The sequence below is a fragment of the Pseudomonas siliginis genome, from assembly GCF_024072275.1.
GTDB classification, from domain to species: domain Bacteria; phylum Pseudomonadota; class Gammaproteobacteria; order Pseudomonadales; family Pseudomonadaceae; genus Aquipseudomonas; species Aquipseudomonas siliginis.
This window is the reverse complement of the sequence record NZ_CP099598.1, coordinates 2,658,991-2,672,205: the sequence shown is the minus strand read 5'-3', so window position 1 is coordinate 2,672,205 and position 13,215 is coordinate 2,658,991. Positions and strand designations below refer to the sequence as shown.

The 13,215-nt window shown below is 62.1% G+C and carries 10 protein-coding genes and 2 riboswitches; of the genes, 4 read left to right on the top strand and 6 right to left on the bottom strand.

Annotation, left to right across the window (positions count from 1 at the left end; translation table 11 throughout):
- Positions 1-24: 24 nt before the first annotated feature.
- The 5 genes from NF676_RS12415 to cobW all read right to left on the bottom strand — a co-directional run bounded on the left by NF676_RS12415 (position 25) and on the right by cobW (position 8,749).
- Positions 25-1,584, bottom strand: a complete 1,560-nt coding sequence (locus tag NF676_RS12415) for a TerC family protein (protein ID WP_041478708.1) — start codon at positions 1,582-1,584, stop codon at positions 25-27.
- Between the two features lie 357 nt (positions 1,585-1,941).
- A complete protein-coding gene (locus NF676_RS12410; protein WP_252887964.1) occupies positions 1,942-2,634 on the bottom strand; it encodes a vWA domain-containing protein in 693 nt (230 codons plus the stop codon).
- The gene (locus tag NF676_RS12405) at positions 2,607-3,617 is read right to left on the bottom strand and encodes a magnesium chelatase ATPase subunit I (protein WP_252887811.1); all 1,011 of its coding nucleotides are present in this window, start codon (positions 3,615-3,617) and stop codon (positions 2,607-2,609) included. Before NF676_RS12405 ends, NF676_RS12410 begins: the two co-directional genes overlap by 28 nt.
- Positions 3,618-3,832: 215 nt before the next feature.
- Positions 3,833-7,681, bottom strand: coding sequence for a cobaltochelatase subunit CobN (gene cobN, locus NF676_RS12400; protein WP_252887810.1), 3,849 nt, complete (start codon positions 7,679-7,681; stop codon positions 3,833-3,835).
- A 3-nt stretch (positions 7,682-7,684) separates the two neighbouring features.
- Positions 7,685-8,749, bottom strand: coding sequence for a cobalamin biosynthesis protein CobW (gene cobW, locus NF676_RS12395; RefSeq protein ID WP_225930814.1), 1,065 nt, complete (start codon positions 8,747-8,749; stop codon positions 7,685-7,687).
- A 99-nt stretch (positions 8,750-8,848) separates the two neighbouring features.
- A riboswitch (cobalamin riboswitch) is annotated at positions 8,849-9,060 on the bottom strand.
- 874 nt (positions 9,061-9,934) lie between these two features.
- A riboswitch (cobalamin riboswitch) is annotated at positions 9,935-10,153 on the top strand.
- Between the two features lie 123 nt (positions 10,154-10,276).
- On the opposite strand from cobW, the gene NF676_RS12390 reads away from it, so the two are divergent.
- The 4 genes from NF676_RS12390 to cobM all read left to right on the top strand — a co-directional run bounded on the left by NF676_RS12390 (position 10,277) and on the right by cobM (position 12,422).
- Complete coding sequence (locus tag NF676_RS12390; RefSeq protein ID WP_016774486.1) at positions 10,277-10,474, top strand: CbtB domain-containing protein; 198 nt, start codon at positions 10,277-10,279, stop codon at positions 10,472-10,474.
- A gap of 11 nt (positions 10,475-10,485) precedes the next feature.
- Positions 10,486-11,187: a CbtA family protein gene (locus NF676_RS12385; protein WP_110599348.1), complete on the top strand. Its 702-nt coding sequence runs from the start codon at positions 10,486-10,488 to the stop codon at positions 11,185-11,187.
- On the top strand, positions 11,184-11,597 hold the full coding sequence (locus tag NF676_RS12380; protein ID WP_252887809.1) for a cobalamin biosynthesis protein: 414 nt from the start codon (positions 11,184-11,186) through the stop codon (positions 11,595-11,597). The genes NF676_RS12385 and NF676_RS12380 overlap by 4 nt, the downstream gene beginning before the upstream one ends.
- A 78-nt stretch (positions 11,598-11,675) precedes the next feature.
- Positions 11,676-12,422, top strand: a complete 747-nt coding sequence (gene cobM, locus NF676_RS12375; protein WP_056785217.1) for a precorrin-4 C(11)-methyltransferase — start codon at positions 11,676-11,678, stop codon at positions 12,420-12,422.
- 144 nt (positions 12,423-12,566) lie between these two features.
- Here cobM and nfuA read toward each other — a convergent pair whose 3' ends face one another.
- Positions 12,567-13,151, bottom strand: coding sequence for a Fe-S biogenesis protein NfuA (nfuA, locus tag NF676_RS12370; RefSeq protein WP_003225494.1), 585 nt, complete (start codon positions 13,149-13,151; stop codon positions 12,567-12,569).
- Positions 13,152-13,215: the final 64 nt, after the last annotated feature.

Genomic DNA, 13,215 nt, shown 5'->3' with positions numbered 1-13,215 from the left:
CACAGCTTTTAGAAAACGCAAGTATTACGCGGCAGCGCGCTCCAGCAACACCCGCGTCACCCTCCGCTCTTCCACCGCTTTGACAGTCAATTGCCAGCCCTCGTATTCCAGTTGATCGCCGGTCATCGGCAAGCGATCCAGCAGACTCATCACCAACCCGGCCATGGTCTGATAGTCCTCCGTCGGCTCGGCATCGAAGCCGGTACGCTGGCGAACGCGAGCCAAGGGCAGCGCGCCGCTGACCAGAAACCCGCCACGCTCTTCGACCACGTCCGGGCCTTCGATTTCGCTGGCATCGGGTAGTTCGCCAGCGATCGATTCGAGGATGTCGGTCATGGTCAATACGCCGACGAAATCGCCAAACTCGTTGACCACGAAAGCGATGTGGGTCGAGGCCGCGCGCATCTGCTCCAGGGCATTGAGGATTGAGTAACTGTCGAGCAGATTGACGGTCTTGCGAGCCAGATGCTCCAGGTTCGGCTCGTTGCCCGCCAGATATTCCTTGAGCAGTTCCTTCTTGTGTACGAAGCCCAGCGGCTCGTCCACCGCGCCATCGCGAATCAGCGGCAAGCGCGAGTAGGACGAATGCATCAACTTCGTGCGAATGGTTTCGGCGTCATCCGCAAGATCAATCAGGTCAACGTCGGCGCGCACCGTCATCAGGTTGCGAATCGGCCGTTCCGCCAGTTGCAGCACACCGCTGATCATCACCCGCTCACGACGGTCGAACAGCTCGGCCACCGGCGCTTCACCGTTGTCCAGCAAGTCGGAGATTTCCTCGCCAACCTCCTCCGCCGCCAGCTTGCGCCCGCCGAGCAGACGCATCACCGCATGTGCCGTGCGCTCACGCATCGGCCGCACGCCCTGCATCGAACGTTTGCGCCGAGCCCGGGCGATCTGGTTGAACACCTCAATCAGGATCGAGAAACCGATGGCCGCGTACAGGTAACCTTTCGGGATATGGAAGCCCAGACCTTCGGCGGTCAGGGCAAAACCGATCATCATCAGGAAGCCCAGGCACAGCATGATCACGGTCGGGTGCGCGTTGACGAAGCGGGTCAGCGGCTTGCTGGCGACGATCATCAGGCCGATGGAAATGATCACGGCGATCATCATCACCGCCAGTTCATCGACCATGCCCACGGCGGTAATCACCGCGTCGAGCGAGAACACCGCGTCAAGCACCACGATCTGCGCCACGATCGGCCAGAACAGCGCGTAGGTCGTGTTGGTCGAGCGCTCGCCGACGTGGCCTTCGAGGCGTTCATGCAACTCCATCGTCGCTTTGAACAGCAGGAACACGCCACCGAACAGCATGATCAGATCACGACCGGAGAAGCTCTTGTCGAACACCTCGAACAACGGCTGCGTGAGCGTAACCAGCCAGGAAATGCTCGCCAACAGGCCCAGACGCATGATCAACGCCAGCGACAAGCCGATGATGCGCGCACGATCACGCTGATGCGGCGGCAGTTTGTCGGCAAGAATTGCGATGAACACCAGGTTGTCGATACCCAGTACCAGTTCCAGCACGATCAGAGTCAACAGGCCTAACCAGGCCGTGGGATCCGCTAACCATTCCATAAAACGTCTCGATCTCTCTACAGTGAATTCAGGCGGCCGGACACGGCGAAGTGCAACGCGAAGGCTCAAGGGCCGCGTTATCAACCATAGTCGGGAGTCGGAAGACGGGATGCTGCGAATGGATCAAGACCGCGCAATATTGCGCTGGAGAATGCTGACTGGGAGGCTCCGAGAGGGTGTTCATGTAGATCCTGAATGAAAAATGGCCTTCGAGCGTACAGGGTCGACTGGTCCGCTCCACAGCGGTAAATCATTTCAAGATCTGTATGAATCAATGTAACCGAAGATTTTCAGCGTTGCCGAAAAAGCCTTCGCGAGCAGGCTCGCTCCCACAGGGTGCGAGCGGTGCGGCGGATTTCAGCGTGGACCCAGCTCATCGATATGCTGATACTGCGCTTGCAGCGCGGTCGCCAGATCCTTCGCCCGGCCCAGTCGAATCGGCCCGCGCTCGATGTCGATCAGCAATCCCGGACACGCCAGCACTGGCAACGCCGACAGTTCTTTCACGCGACCATCGGTCACGATCAGACAGCGTTGCTGTTCGGCGGGAAAGCGCTTGCGTCTAACCGTCAGCCATTGCTGCGCCTGCTCCAGCGCCGCGAGCAACGGCGTGCCGCCACCAGCGCCCAGGCCGGCGAGCCAGACGCTCAGGCCGCTTGAGGCCTTCAAGCCTTGCACCTGCCATTTCGGCGCAGAACCACTGGCGGTCAGCAACGCCAGCCGCGCCCGCTGGCGGTAAGCATCGTCGAACAACTGCGCGAGCAGGCCCTTGGCATCGCTCAAGGCCTGATGGCGACGGGTCGAAGCCGACGCGTCGACGATCACCAGCCAGACTTCATGGGGCGAACGGGTACGCTGTTGAAACAGCAAATCAGCGCGACGCTGAGGGAGGCCATTGAGCAGCGTGCCCGGCCAGTTCACCGAACCGCTGCTGGCAGCGTGCCGTTGGCCCTGGCGGCCATTGTCGAGTTGTCCGGCACGGGGTCTGGCATTCGCCCCCGCGTCTGATCGGGGGCGAATGCCTAGGGCTTTTTTGCCTGTGGCGGCCAGCTCGGAACTTCGCGGCGGGCACCGGTAGCTTGCGCCGTTGCCGGCATCTCGCCCCACTGGCCCTGGCCTTCGCCGGATTTGCTGTCTGTGCCTGACGGAGATTGCGCTTGTGATTGGGCGCTGGATGAAGGTTGTTCGCGACGGCGATGGCGCAGGGCAAATTCGGCCACCGCGTCGATATCCTCTTCAGCAATCGCATCGGCCCCACGCCACGCCGCATGGGCGCGAGCCGCGCGCAACCAGACCAGATCAGCGCGCAAGCCATCGACGCCGGCGGCGAAACAACGCTCGGTAATCAACGCCAATGCCGCATCATCCAGCGGGATGGCTGCCAAGCGCTCGCGGGCGCTTTCACAGCGCGAACGCAGGATGTGTTGCTCGCTCGCCCACTGCGCGCAGAACCCTTGCGGATTGCTGTCGAAATCCAGCCGCCGGCGAATGATCTGTCCACGTTCGGCGGGCGCAGTGTGGCCGCTGAGGGCAACGTTCAAGCCGAAGCGGTCAAGCAGTTGTGGCCGCAGTTCGCCCTCTTCCGGGTTCATGGTGCCGATCAGGACGAATTTCGCCGAATGTCGATGGGAGATGCCGTCACGCTCGATCAGGTTGGTACCGCTGGCGGCGACATCGAGCAGCAGGTCGACCAGATGATCGGGCAGCAGATTGACTTCATCGACGTACAGCACGCCACCGTCAGCCTTGGCCAGGACACCGGGCGAAAACTGCGCGCGAGCGCCGCTCAGGGCAGCGTCGAGATCGAGGGTGCCGACCAGGCGCTCTTCAGTTGCGCCCAATGGCAACGTGACAAATTGGCCGCTGGCGAGCAGGTCCGCCAGGCCCCGGGCCAGGGTCGACTTGGCCATGCCGCGCGGGCCTTCTATAAGTACGCCGCCGATTTTCGGGTCGATGGCGGTCAGGCACAGGGCGAGTTTCAAGTCATCGGCGCCGACCACGGCGGAGAGCGGGAAATGCGGGGTGTCGGTCATGGGTTTCTCTTTCGTGGTCGTGGATGGTCGTGACGTTGTGGTGTGTCAGTTGTTGCCCTCACCTAGCCCTCTCCCAGAGGGAGAGGGAACAGACCGTGATGGCCTCTCGAGTTCTGTCGACGTGATGCATCGGGTCGACGCAAACTTCGACAGCGCTAAAGATCGGCCCCCTCTCCCTCCGAGAGAGGGCTGGGGTGAGGGTAGCTTTTTAGCGGCTACATATCTTCCTCGATATCCAACAGCAAATTCTCCAGCGCTTCTTTATAAGCCCCCGGCTCCTGCCACATCCCGCGCTGCTGCGCTTCGAGCATGCGTTCGGTCATGTCGCGCAGCGCATGGGGATTATGCTCACGAACAAAATCCCGGGTCGCCGGATCGAGCAAATATGCCTCCGCAAGCAACGCATATTGATGGTCGTCGATCAATTGCGTAGTCGCATCGAAGGCGAACAGATTATCAACCGTCGCCGCCAGTTCGAACGCGCCTTTGTAGCCGTGACGCTTGACCCCGTCGATCCACTTCGGATTCGCCGCGCGCGAGCGCACCACGCGATTGAGCTCTTCCTTCAAGGTACGAATCTTCGGCAGATCCGGTTGGCTGTGATCGCCGTGATAGCTGGCCGCCGCTTCGCCACGCAGAGTCTCCACCGCCGCGAGCATGCCGCCCTGGAACTGGTAGTAATCGTTGGAATCGAGCAAGTCATGCTCGCGGTTGTCCTGGTTTTGCAGCACGGCTTGCACCTGGCTCAGGCGCTGGCTGAATTGCGCGCGGGCGGCCGTGCCCTCGTCGGCACCGCCGTAAGCATAGGCGCCCCAGTTCAGGTAGACCTCGGCGAGGTCTTCGCGCGACTGCCACAGACGTCCATCGATAGCGCCTTGCACCCCGGCGCCATACGCCCCCGGTTTCGCGCCGAAGATGCGCCACCCGGCTTGACGCCGCGCGGTATCTTCATCGACGCCCGACTGCAACAGCGCCTCGCGTTCGGCGCGCACCTTGGCGGCGAGTGGGTTCAAGTCATCCGGCTCGTCCAGTGCGGCCACCGCTTGCACGGCGGCGTCGAACAGGCGGATGAGATTGGCAAACGCATCACGGAAAAACCCCGAAACCCGCAGCGTCACGTCGACCCGCGGACGATCGAGCAGGCTCAGCGGCAGAATCTCGAAATCATCCACGCGCTGACTGCCCGTGGCCCAGACCGGACGCACGCCCATCAAAGCCATGGCCTGAGCGATGTCGTCGCCGCCGGTGCGCATGGTCGCGGTGCCCCAGACCGACAGGCCGAGCTGGCGCAAGTGATCGCCGTGGTCCTGCAGATGCCGTTCGAGAATCAGCGTTGCCGACTGGAATCCGATGCGCCACGCGGTGGTGGTCGGCAGATTGCGCACGTCCACCGAATAGAAGTTGCGCCCGGTCGGCAGCACGTCGAGGCGGCCACGGCTGGGCGCACCGCTGGGGCCGGCCGGGACGAAACGACCGCTGAGGGCGTCGAGCAGACCGCGCATTTCGGCGGGGCCGCACGCGTCGAGGCGCGGGGCGACGACTTCGCGCAGATGGTCGAGTATCGAATCAACCTCAGCCCAACCCGCCCCTTGTGGGAGCGAGCCTGCTCGCGAACTCGGTGTGTGATTCAACAATGATTTACCTGACTCACCGCTTTCGCGAGCAGGCTCGCTCCCACAGGGGACATTCAGTGCTTGGAAGATCAGGTCTGCGGCAAACAATTCGAGGCGTTCGCGGGTGTCGCCGGCGGTGCGCCATACTTCTTCGCTGATGGCCTGCAACTCGGTCGGACGCGGGCCGCTCCACGGCTCGGCCAACGCGCAATCCAGCGGATCAAAACCCAGTTCAAATGCTTTGGCCAGTGCTCGCAGCAGACTCGACTGCGCGCCCTTGCCGTCACCGCGCGGGATGCGCAGCAACGCCAGCAACGTGTCGATGCGCAAGCACCCGCTCGGTGATTCGCCGAAGATGTGCAACCCATCGCGAATCTGCGATTCCTTCAAATCGCACAGATATGTGTCCAGACGCGGCAACCAGATCGCCGCATCGGCATCGCTGTCCAGCGCGGCATCCAGTTGCAATTCGCGGTCGATTTGCGTGTCCCGCACCAATTGCAGAATGTCGCGCTGCAACTCGCGGGCACGGCGCGGATCGAGCAGTTGCGCCTCGTAATATTCGTCGGCCAGCAACTCCAGATTACGCAGCGGCCCATAGGTTTCGGCGCGGGTCAGCGGTGGCATCAGGTGGTCGATGATCACCGCCTGCGTGCGCCGCTTGGCCTGGGCGCCCTCGCCCGGATCGTTAACGATAAACGGATAGATATTCGGCAACGGCCCGAGCAATGCGTCGGGCCAGCAGTTTTCCGACAGCCCAACACCTTTGCCCGGCAGCCATTCGAGATTGCCGTGCTTGCCGACGTGGATCACGCCGTGGGCGCCGTAGGTGTTGCGCAACCAGAAATAGAACGCCAGATAGCCGTGCGGCGGGACCAGATCCGGGTCGTGATACACCGCGCTCGGATCGACCTGATAACCCCGGGCCGGCTGAATGCCGACAAAGGTCAGACCGAAACGCAGACCGGCGATCATCAGCCGGCCGTCGCGACACATCGGATCGTTGTGTGGCGATCCCCAGCGCTCGAGTACCGCCGCGCGATTCGCCTCCGGCAACGCGTTGAACATTGCCAGGTAATCGTCCATCGCCAGGCTTTGCTGGCACGGGCGCAGGTCGAGACTGTCGAGGTCGTTGCTGACACCACCGAGCAATTGCTGGATCAGCTCGGTGCCACTATCGGGCAACTCGGCCGTGACCGGATAACCCTCTTCGCGCAAAGCGCGCAGGATGTTCAGCGCCGCCGCTGGCGTATCGAGGCCGACACCGTTGCCGATGCGGCCGTCGCGGGTTGGGTAGTTGGCGAGGATCAGCGCGATGCGTTTTTCGCCATTGGGCACCCGCCCCAGAGCAATCCAGCGCCGCGCCAGTTCGGCGACGAAATCCATGCGTTCGGGCTGGGCGCGATAGCAGACCACATCGGACTGGCTGCGCTCGCTGCGCCAGGCCAGATCCTTGAAGCTGATGGGGCGGCTGATGATGCGCCCGTCGAGTTCCGGCAAAGCAATGTGCATCGCCAGATCACGGGGTCCGAGGCCCTGCTCGCTGTCGCGCCAGCCAGGCTCGTTGTCCTGGGCGCAGATCGCTTGAATCACCGGGATGTTGCGGCGAAACGGGCGCAGATGCGGCGCCTCGGGACTCGATTGGGCAAAACCGGTGGTGTTGAGAATCACCCCCGCCTCGACTTCATCCAGCCAGTCCTCGACCACCGACAAGCAACCGGGTTCTTTCAGACTGGCCACCGCGATCGGCAGCGGATTGAGTCCGGCTGCCTGCAAACGCTGACAGAACACATCGATGAACGCCGTGTTCGCCGCCTGCAAATGCGAGCGATAAAACAACAGCGCCGCCACCGGTTGACCGGGCAGCCATTCGGCTTGCCAGTCGCTCAGGGCAGCGCTGTTTTTCTGTGGGTGATAAATCGCCGTGCGCGGCAGGGTTTGCGGCTCGCTCCACGGGTAATCGCGGGCGAACCATTGGTTGCCCAGGCAACGGAAGAAATCCAGCGCGTTACCCATGCCGCCCTGACGCAGGAATTGCCAGAGTCGATCGCGCACGTCGGCGCTGACCGTGCTCAAGTCGCTGAGCTCGGGGTCCGGGCGGTCATCGCCGGGCACCAGAATCAGTTGCACGCCGCGTTCGGACAACTCGACCAGCCGCGCGACACCGTAGCGCCAATAGGCGATGCCGCCGTGCAGTGAGATCAGAATGACCTTGGCGTGGCGCAGCACTTCGTCGACATACAGATCGACAGAGGCATGATTCTGCACCTGCATCGGGTTGGCCAGACGCAGGCTCGGATAATCATCGGGCAGTTGCTGCGCAGCCTCGGCGAGCAGCGCCAGGCTGGAATCGCCGCTGCACAGGATCACCAGCTCGGCGGGGGTTTGTCCGAGGTCGGCAATGTTGTCGTCCGAGACGAATCCGCCGGGCTGGGTCCTGAGCAGGTGCATGGCTTAAACGCTGAGCGCAGCGCGCAATTGCGCTTCGAGTTGTGCCGCATCAAGCTCCTGACCGATCAGCACCAGACGCGTCACCCGCGCTTCGTCGGCACCCCACTGGCGGTCGAAATGCTTGTCGAAACGCGTGCCCACGCCCTGGATCAACAGGCGCATCGGCTTGTTCGGAATCGCCGCGAAGCCTTTGACCCGCAGGATGCCGTGCTGCACCACCAGTTGCGTGAGCGCGTCGAGCAGCAGGCTTTCGTCGGCTTGCGGCAATTCGATGGAGATCGAATCGAAGGCGTCGTGATCGTGGTCGTCGTCATCACCGTCATGGTGGTGATCGTGGTGGCTGTGGCGGCTGTCGATATGCTCTTCAGAGCCGGCACCGAGACCGATCAGCACGTCGAGCGGCAGGCGGCCATTGCTGGCTTCGACGATTTTTACCGCTGGCGGCAGCTCTTCGGCTACTTCAGCGCGTACGCGAGCCAGGTCTTGCGGGCTGGTCTGGTCGGCTTTGTTGAGGATCACCAGGTCAGCGCTGGCCAGTTGATCGGCGAACAGTTCATGCAGCGGCGACTCGTGATCAAGGTTCGGATCGAGTTTGCGCTGGGCATCGACCTGATCCGGGAACGCAGCGAATGTGCCTGCGGCGACCGCCGGGCTATCGACCACGGTGATGACTGCGTCGACGGTGCAGGCACTGCGAATTTCCGGCCACTGGAAGGCTTGCACCAGCGGTTTTGGCAGGGCTAGGCCCGAGGTTTCAATAAGGATGTGGTCGAGATCGCCGCGACGGGCAACCAGCTCGCGCATCACCGGGAAGAATTCTTCCTGCACGGTGCAGCACAGGCAGCCGTTGGCCAGCTCATAAACGCGGCCGCTGGCCTCTTCTTCGGTGCAGCCGATGGTGCATTGCTTGAGGATTTCACCGTCGATGCCCAGCTCGCCAAACTCGTTGACGATCACCGCGATGCGCCGGCCCTGAGCGTTATCGAGCATGTGCCGCAGCAGCGTGGTTTTGCCCGAACCGAGGAAACCGGTGACGATGGTGACGGGGAGTTTGGCCAGTGTTTTCATCGGTATGCCCTTTGGCAAGCGGCGGGCATACGGGACGAGAACCGGCAGCGCGCGTGCACGCCGGAAGCATTCGCCACCGGATCACCCCGCCCGGTTGTAGTGAGAATCTGTGACGAGGCAGGTCTCCTGGCTGACGGCGTTCAGGCGTTGGGCCTGGCGTCCATTGCGCCTTCCCGCTGGCTCATCGGTTGAGCTGGCAGTGGCGTGGCAACGAACATCACCGTTCACAGTTGCGGGGGCAGCCGCGGCTTTGACCGCGTTCCCTTCTTAGCTTCGGCGAGTGCCGAAGAACCTCGAAAGCGCAAGGCTACGCATGGGTCCGTCGTGGGTCAATGGTCGGTGAGTCTGAAACTGGGGGTATATCCGTTGCTGCGGTAACGGCTTCTTATGGTTTCGCTCTTACAGCGAGTCCCTTTTTCAAACGCCAAAAAGGAACCAAAAGGCTTTGCCCCGGCGTACGGCCCGCTCGCTGGGGCTCGGGGTACCTTCGTTACGGGACCGATCCGGGCGCAGCGGCTACGGTTTGCTTCGCTGCACCTCCTTCCGCTGTGTACGACTGCGTCGTACGGTCGCTGCGCTCCCACCCCCGGATCGATCCCGTAACGAAGCCTGCCGAAGGGGCAAAAGATCAAAAGCCAGAGCAAAAGCAAAGGCAAAGGCAAAAGCAAAAGATCGCAGCCTTCGGCAGCTCCTACAGTTGGATCGCGCACCAGCTCAAGAACAGGTCGGCTGTCAGGCCGCCTTCGCGAGCAGGCTCGCTCCCACAAAAGCAAAAGTAAAGCAGCGCAGCCGCCCCACTCAACAATGAGCGTTAGCTCGAGTGCTCTTGATCTTGATCCACCGGCGACGTCGGAAGGCTGAGTGGAGGGATTGATCCGGGCGTGGGAGCGCAGCGACCGTACGACGCAGTCGTACACAGCGAGTGTAGGTGCAGCGAAGCAAACCGGAGCCGCTGCGCCCGGATCAGTCCCGGAGCGAAGGAACCCGAGCCTGCGAGGGCCGAACGTAGGAGCAAGCCTTTTTGGGTACTTTTTCGGCGTTTGGAAAAAGTGCCTCGCCGTAAGGGCGAAACCGTAATCAGCAACACCCGCAGCAACGGATATACACACAAAAACATCAGAAAAATGCCCACACCGCAGTACCGAAAACTCCCGGAAATTGACTAAAAACCCAAACCCATGTTCTCCTGCACACCTTGTTACGGGTGCCCTTCACAGGGTGAAACGGGAAACCGGTGAATCATGTGCTTTACTCAAAGCCATGTCAGTCCGGTGCTGCCCCCGCAACGGTAAGCGAGCGAAGCGTCAGATCCACTGTGCCCCGGCATGGGAAGGTGATGCTTGCAGGTCGGCGACCAGCCAACCCCTCGCGAGCCCGGAGACCGGCCCGCAACACCCAGCGCGCGCAAGCGCCGCTGAACACAAACAAACCCGCGGTGGGCGGGCGCTGTTCGAAATCCCTGCGTGCCCGGCCCGCAGGGATTTTCATGCGCTCTGTTTACCCGCTGACATTTCAGAGGGAAGCGCTATGTCGATCATCAGTAACACCGTCAGCCACACTGACCACATCTCCAGCAGCACCACACTCGGCCAACGCGTGGCCGCCGCCCTCTTTGCCTCGATCCTCGGCGCCAGCCTGGTCTGGTTCGCCGGTTTCTCGCACATCGAAGCGGTGCACAACGCCGCCCACGATACCCGCCACAGCGCCGCGTTCCCGTGCCACTGAGGCCTGCCGAAATGATCAAACGTATCGCGCAAACCGCAGGCTTCACCGGCTTGCTGGCCGCCCTGCTCCTGACCCTGCTGCAGAGTTTCTGGGTATCGCCACTGATTCTGCAGGCCGAATCCTTCGAGAAATCCGAACCGGTCGCGCAAGTCCACGAACACGCCGCCGGCACCGCCGCCCACAGCCATGATGGCGAAGCCTGGGAGCCGGAAGACGGCTGGCAGCGCGTGGTCTCGACCACTGGCGGTAATCTGGTGGTGGCAGTGGGTTTCGCCCTGATGCTCGCCGGCCTGTACACCTTGCGCGCGCCGACCAAGACCTCGCAAGGGCTGCTCTGGGGTCTGGCCGGTTACGCCACGTTCGTTCTCGCGCCGACCCTGGGCCTGCCACCTGAGTTGCCGGGCACAGCCGCCGCCGATCTGGCTTCGCGGCAGATCTGGTGGATCGGCACTGCCGCTTCGACCGCCGTCGGCCTGGCACTGATCGCCTTCAGTCGTCACTGGCTGATGAAGCTTCTTGGTGTAGCGATTCTCGCCGTGCCGCATGTGATCGGCGCGCCGCAACCGCAGGTGCATTCGATGCTCGCTCCAGAGGCACTGGAAACCCAGTTCAAAATCGCTTCGCAGCTGACCAACGTGGCGTTCTGGCTGGCTCTGGGCCTGATCAGTGCCTGGTTGTTCCGCCGCAAGAGCGCAGGCCGATATCAGGCATGACCAATGACCGCGCAGCGCCGACCTTCGTGGTCGGCCTCGGCTGCCAGCGCGGCTGTCCCGCCAGTACGCTGCGCGCATTGCTCGACCAGGCTTTGCAGGCACACCGCATCGAACTGCGAGCGGTCAAGGCTCTGGCGAGTATCGATCTCAAGCGCGACGAACCGGGGTTGCTGGAACTGGCCACACAATTGAACCTGCCGCTGCAGTATTTCAACAGTGCCGAACTGGCGCCCTATCAGCAGCGCCTCAGCCATCAATCGCAGATCGCCTTTGAGCGCACCGGCTGCTACGGCGTGGCGGAAAGCGCCGCGCTGGCGCTCGCCGAGCAACTGATTCAGGCGCCGGCGAAACTGCTGATCCACCGGCAGAAATATGCGCAGGCCACGCTGGCATTGGCCGGCGCTGCATAAAATCCCGATAATCCCCGCCATCGATCATGAGCACGCTTCATCTGCAGTGTGTCTGCGCCTCTTCACAAGGATTCAACGATGACCGTCTACTTCATCGGCGCCGGCCCCGGCGACCCGGAACTCATCACCGTCAAAGGCCAACGGCTGATTCGCAGCTGCCCGGTGATCATTTATGCCGGCTCGCTGGTACCCGCAGCGGTGCTGGAAGGTCATCAGGCCGAAATCGTGGCCAACAGCGCCGAACTGCATCTGGAACAAATCATCGATTTGATCAGGAGCGCCCATGCCAAAGGCCAGGATGTGGCCCGTGTGCATTCGGGGGATCCAGGTCTGTACGGCGCGATTGGTGAGCAGATCCGCCACTTGCGTGAGCTGAGCATTCCTTTCGAGATCATCCCTGGCGTGACCGCCACAGCGGCATGCGCAGCACTGCTGGGCGCAGAGCTCACTCTGCCGGACATTTCGCAAAGCGTGATCCTGACCCGTTACGCCGACAAGACCGCGATGCCCGCCGGCGAAGAACTGGCGAGCCTGGCGCAGCACGGCGCGACCATGGCGATCCACTTGGGGGTCAATCATCTGGAAAAAATACTGGTTGAACTGCTGCCGCATTACGGCGCGGACTGCCCGATTGCCGTTATTCACCGCGCGACATGGCCGGATCAGGACTGGGTGGTAGGTACATTGGCGGACATTGCCGCAAAGGTCGAGGCCAAAGGCTTTCGGCGTACGGCGCTGATCTTGGTTGGCAGGGTGCTGGGCAGCGAGGTGTTCAGCGAGTCTTCGTTGTATCGGGCCGGGCATGCGCATCTTTATCGCCCTTGAAGACGCTTTCGCGAGCAGGCTCGCTCCCACAGGTGATTGCATTTCAATGTGGGAGCGAGCCTGCTCGCGAATGGGGGCGGCAAAAGTTACCCATAAAAAAACGGCGCTCACGGGGCGCCGTTTTTCATGTTCGCAGCGAACACCTTAGTAGTAGGCGTTTTCTTTCTGCGTGTGGTCGGTCACGTCGCGAACGCCCTTGAGCTCAGGAATGCGCTCGAGCAAGGTGCGCTCAATGCCTTCCTTCAAGGTTACGTCGGCCTGGCCGCAGCCCTGGCAACCGCCACCAAACTGCAACACAGCGATGCCGTCCTCGACAACGTCGATCAGGCTGACCTGACCGCCGTGGCTGGCCAGCCCCGGGTTGATCTCGGTTTGCAGGTAGTAGTTGATGCGCTCGTTGACCGGGCTGTCGGCATTGACCATCGGCACTTTGGCATTCGGTGCCTTGATGGTCAGCTGGCCGCCCATGCGGTCGGTGGCGTAATCAACAACCGCGTCATCGAGAAACGCTTCGCTGAACGAATCGATGTAGGCGGTGAAGCTTTTCAGCCCCAGCGCGGTATCTTCAGGTTTCTCTTCGCCCGGCTTGCAGTAGGCAATGCAGGTTTCGGCGTACTGGGTACCAGGCTGGGTGATGAAGACACGGATGCCGATGCCCGGGGTGTTCTGCTTGGAGAGCAGATCGGCCAGGTAATCATGGGCGGCGTCGGTAATGGTAATAGCGGTCATAAAAACTCCTCGCAGGCGTGGGCGCAGTTTACGCCAATCGGCGCGGCTGACAAAGTCCTAGTAT

Bases quoted from the DNA above. Each gene is read 5' to 3' on its own strand.
- NF676_RS12415 (WP_041478708.1), bottom strand. From the start codon at position 1,584: ATGGAATGGTTAGCGGATCCCACGGCCTGGTTAGGCCTGTTGACTCTG.
- NF676_RS12405 (WP_252887811.1), bottom strand. From the start codon at position 3,617: ATGACCGACACCCCGCATTTCCCGCTCTCCGCCGTGGTCGGCGCCGAT.
- cobN (WP_252887810.1), bottom strand. From the start codon at position 7,681: ATGCACCTGCTCAGGACCCAGCCCGGCGGATTCGTCTCGGACGACAAC.
- cobW (WP_225930814.1), bottom strand. From the start codon at position 8,749: ATGAAAACACTGGCCAAACTCCCCGTCACCATCGTCACCGGTTTCCTC.
- NF676_RS12390 (WP_016774486.1), top strand. From the start codon at position 10,277: ATGTCGATCATCAGTAACACCGTCAGCCACACTGACCACATCTCCAGC.
- NF676_RS12385 (WP_110599348.1), top strand. From the start codon at position 10,486: ATGATCAAACGTATCGCGCAAACCGCAGGCTTCACCGGCTTGCTGGCC.
- NF676_RS12380 (WP_252887809.1), top strand. From the start codon at position 11,184: ATGACCAATGACCGCGCAGCGCCGACCTTCGTGGTCGGCCTCGGCTGC.
- cobM (WP_056785217.1), top strand. From the start codon at position 11,676: ATGACCGTCTACTTCATCGGCGCCGGCCCCGGCGACCCGGAACTCATC.
- nfuA (WP_003225494.1), bottom strand. From the start codon at position 13,151: ATGACCGCTATTACCATTACCGACGCCGCCCATGATTACCTGGCCGAT.